Origin of the sequence: Rhizobium mayense (genome assembly GCF_030272705.1) — a bacterium.
GTDB classification, from domain to species: Bacteria; Pseudomonadota; Alphaproteobacteria; order Rhizobiales; family Rhizobiaceae; genus Rhizobium; species Rhizobium mayense.
In genome coordinates this window covers 1-4028 of sequence record NZ_JARFYM010000080.1, presented here as the reverse complement: position 1 = coordinate 4028, position 4028 = coordinate 1, and the positions used below count along the sequence as shown (strand labels likewise).

General features: G+C 58.4%; 5 protein-coding genes and 1 pseudogene. All 6 read left to right on the top strand.

Going from position 1 to position 4028, the window contains the following annotated elements; translation table 11 throughout:
- A partial coding sequence (locus PY649_RS34535) for a carboxymuconolactone decarboxylase family protein (RefSeq protein ID WP_432761450.1) occupies window positions 1-286 on the top strand: 286 nt, incomplete at its 5' end.
- A 165-nt stretch (window positions 287-451) separates the two neighbouring features.
- The gene (locus PY649_RS34530; protein WP_285873540.1) at window positions 452-1165 is read left to right on the top strand and encodes an SDR family NAD(P)-dependent oxidoreductase; all 714 of its coding nucleotides are present in this window, start codon (window positions 452-454) and stop codon (window positions 1163-1165) included.
- 256 nt (window positions 1166-1421) lie between these two features.
- Window positions 1422-1871 (top strand): GNAT family N-acetyltransferase, encoded by a 450-nt coding sequence (locus tag PY649_RS34525; protein WP_285873538.1) that lies wholly within the window; start codon window positions 1422-1424, stop codon window positions 1869-1871.
- Window positions 1872-2115: 244 nt separating this feature from the next.
- A complete protein-coding gene (locus PY649_RS34520; RefSeq protein WP_285873536.1) occupies window positions 2116-3072 on the top strand; it encodes an AraC family transcriptional regulator in 957 nt (318 codons plus the stop codon).
- A 128-nt stretch (window positions 3073-3200) separates the two neighbouring features.
- Window positions 3201-3905 carry a nitroreductase family protein gene (locus PY649_RS34515; protein WP_285873534.1) on the top strand — a complete coding sequence of 235 codons (705 nt, stop codon included), beginning with the start codon at window positions 3201-3203 and terminating at the stop codon, window positions 3903-3905.
- 34 nt (window positions 3906-3939) lie between these two features.
- Window positions 3940-4028 (top strand): annotated as a pseudogene (locus PY649_RS34510) (carboxymuconolactone decarboxylase family protein); the annotation flags it as partial.

Sequence of the window (4028 nt, the reverse complement as noted above, 5' to 3'; positions counted from 1 at the left end):
CGAACATATGGCCAAGCTTTCGGCCGACGAAATCATCCTCGCCCGGAAAGGCCATGCCAACGATCCCAAGCGGGACGCCGCCGTCCAGTTTGCGCGCAAGGTCATCGAGACCCGAGGGCAGGTCAGCGACGCCGATCTGAAAGCGGTTCGCGATGCCGGCTACACGGATGCGAACATCATGGAGATCGTCGCGCTGGTGGCGACGTACTCCCTGACGAACTTCTTCAACAACGTGTTCGATCCCGACAAGGACTTTCCTGCCGTTAAGCCGGCTGGATCGATCTGAATTCTGTCCGCTCGCATCGCCCATCTCCGAGGATCTCCGAAGGTTTCATGTGATGCGAGCGGAACGCCAAAGCCCGGATGTATCCAGGAAAGAGTCCTGGAAACACGTCCGGGCTTTTCGCTTCTACTGACAAGTTAGGAACACTTTATTTTCTGGGGTAAAAGCATGAACAAGACACAGAAGGTTGTTGTCGTCACGGGTGCCTCACAAGGCGTCGGCGCCAAAGTGGTCGAGGCATTTCGAGCCCTCGATTACCGCATTGTCGCAACCTCACGGTCGATCAAGCCGTCGGACGACGAGAACATCCTGACCGTCGCCGGCGACATCGGCGATCCCGTTACCGCCCAACGTGCCATTTCCGAAGGTATTGCACGATTTGGCCGGATCGATACGCTGGTCAACAACGCCGGCATCTACATCGGAAAGCCTTTCACCGAGCACACCGCCGAAGATTACGCCACCATGATGAATGTGAACATGGCGGGCTTCTATCACATCACACAACGCGCCATCGCAGAAATGGAAAAGCATTCGAGTGGCCACGTGGTAAACGTGACTGCCAGCATAGGTGACGCGGCGGCGATCAGCGGCGTCTACTCGGTCTTAGCGGCTATGACAAAGGGCGGCATCAATGCCGCCACGAAGTCACTGGCGGTCGAATACGCGAAGAAGGGCATTCGCGTGAACGCCGTCGCTCCCGGAATCATAAAGACGCCGATGCATGCTCCTGACACTTTCGAAGCGCTTGGAGCTTTGCATCCTATCGGACGCATGGGGGAAACAGGCGATATCGCCAGCGCCATCCTCTTTCTCGACTCGGCACCATTCATCACCGGAGAGATCATGCACGTCGACGGTGGGCTAAGTGCTGGCCACTGACTAAGGCATCGCGGATAATTCGCTCCTCGGCTGAGGGCGATCCTGATCGGATACTGCGAAGTGCGCGAGATCGTTGGCTTCGACGGCTTTCTTCAGGTGCCGAAGGTAGATGTGCTTAGAAGAAACTCGGAGAAATTGACGGACGAAAGAAGGCGGCCATACTACTGCAGGGACTACTAAACACCTGGGATGATGGTGAATGCACGAACACAGGCCAGCTTACAGATCCTTGCCACCCATTGTTGAGGAGCATTCCATGAAATCGGTTGAGATCAAACCCATTCATAGCAACGATTTTGATGTTTGGCTTCCGCTATGGAAAGGCTATCAGCGCTTTTACGAAGTGGATATCCCCGAGTCCGTGACACTCAAGACTTGGGAACGCTTCTTGGACCCGCTTGAGCCGATGCATGCGGCGCTCGCCATGGTCGGCGAACAAGCATTGGGGCTGGTGCATTGGATCTACCATCGATCCACCTGGACAGCGGAAGACTACTGCTATCTTCAGGACCTGTTTGTTGCAGACGATGCCCGTGGCAGCGGCATCGGCCGCGCGCTGATCGAACATGTCTACGCGGATGCGAGACGTCGTGGGGCATCCCGCGTGTACTGGCTGACTCACGAATCCAACCACAACGCCATGCAGCTTTATGACCGCGTTGCTGATCGCTCCGGTTTCATCCAATACCGAGAGCGATTTGCCTGACAGGCAGGAGCGGTTCGTCCTCAGGATTCGTGCGGCGCATCGGCGATCCTCGCAAGGTTGCGATAGACGGCTGCCGTCGGGCAGCCCTGGCGGATAAGACCGGATTTTGAAGTGGGGCCGGCCACCTCCCCGGACGAGTTGGCTCGTTATGTGTCCGATCGGCTCGCGCGCAGGGCCATATGGTGTCTACAACCGGTGTGCAACTACGATAAGATGCCCGCGCGTTTCAAGTTCCCGAGGTCCTATGTCCGAAGTCGACTGGCTGAGCCATCTTTTGCAAATCATCACCGTTACAGGTCAGCTCGAGGTCCGATGCTCGTACGGTGCGCCATGGCGTGTGGCTTGGGACCGAGCGGCGGCGAACGAAATTCCCTACCATGTCATAGTCAAGGGCCGGGCTATTTTGGAGGATCCCGAGACGAGAACAGCAACGGAGCTGGTGAGCGGAGATATCGTGCTGTTGCCTCATGGCGCCGCGCATGTGCTGCACGACGGTAGCGGACAAACGCCGATCCAAACACAAGAGAGCCGGAACTCCGCCGGATGGACGCTGAGCGAGAACGATGGCCAGGGCGAGCAACTGGATCTGTTGTGTGGGCGATTTTTCATCGCGCCGCCCCATGATCGACTGATCCGTAACTACCTGCCAACAAATCTGGTGGCGCGGGCTATGGAGCACCATCGACAAGATGGCATCGAGTCTGCTTCGAACCAACTGGTCAGTCTGGTGCGGTTGATGCGAATTGAGTCTTCCGGCGACCGAGCGGGAGGGCGCGCCGTTCTCAACGCGCTTTCTTCGGCCCTGTTTACACTGGTACTGCGTGCGGCGAGCGAATCCGAGAAAGCCCCCGAAGGCTTGCTGGCGCTCGCCGGCCATCCGCGATTGGCACCAGCCATTGCGGCGATGTTTGCCGATCCAACGCGGTCCTGGAAACTGCCTGATCTGGCGGACTTGTGCGGCATGTCGCGTGCTACGTTCATGCGGCACTTTCAAGACAGGCTAGGTTGCTCCGCCCTCGACTTGTTGACCGACCTCCGCATGAGTCTGGCAGCCAACGAGTTGAGAAAGCCGGCAGTCAGCACCGAGGCTGTGGCGGAGACGGTCGGGTATCAATCTGTTTCGGCATTCCGCCGTGTGTTTGCCGAAAGGATGGGGATGACGCCGGGGGAATGGCGCCGACTGGCGCACAATGACGGGTAGACAGGCGGCCTGAGGGCCATGCGCATCAGGTTGATCCTTTTGCGCATCATATTGAGCTAATTCAGTCTCGATATTTTCACTGACGGCAGTAAATTCGGCTCCGTAATCACTTGATGAGGAGCCACCCAATGAACTACATCAGCATCGCCTCCAACGAAAAGGCAGTCGCCGAACCCGTTGGAATCCACACGCTCGCAGCCGCCGAGCGGCCGCTGCCAACGAACGCCGTCATCGAAACCATCCAGAGCCGTAGTGCTGCGAAGTACTACGATCCCAACGCCACGCTGAGCGACGATCAGATCCGCGACCTCGTGCGGATCGGCACGTCTGCGCCGACATCCTTCCACTTGCAGAACTGGCGGTTTATCGCCGTCCGTACACCAGAAGCAAAGGCTCGGTTGCGTCCGATCGCCTGGAATCAGCCCGCGATCACCGATGCCGCCGTCACCTTCATTATCATCGGCCGGCTGGCCGATGCCAGCACCATCCCCGAGCGCCTTGCCCCGGTGGTGGAGGCCGGCATCATGCCGGCGCACATGGTGCCGGAATGGGAAGCTCCCGCTCGCGGGCTGTATGACGATCAGCCCCAGCGGCAACGCGACGAAGCCGTACGCACCGCGACCTTTGGCACGGCGGCGATCATCTATGCCGCTCGCTCTCTCGGCCTCGGTTCGACACCGATGATCGGTTTCAACGCGGAAGCCGTGCACAGCGTGTTCAACCTCGCTGAAGACGAAATCCCGGTGATGCTGCTGACCGTCGGACCGGAGCGGGCCGGAAACTGGCCGCAGAAGCCGCGCATGCCGGTGGCCGATGTCCTGGACTTCGCATAATTCTCAACTCAACCAACAACTTAAGGAGACTATAATGGCAAGATCTGCTGCTCTAAAGCCGGAACAGGTTCCGGCCGAATCGAAACCGACTCTCGATGCGTTCACCAAGAACGTCGGGTTCAC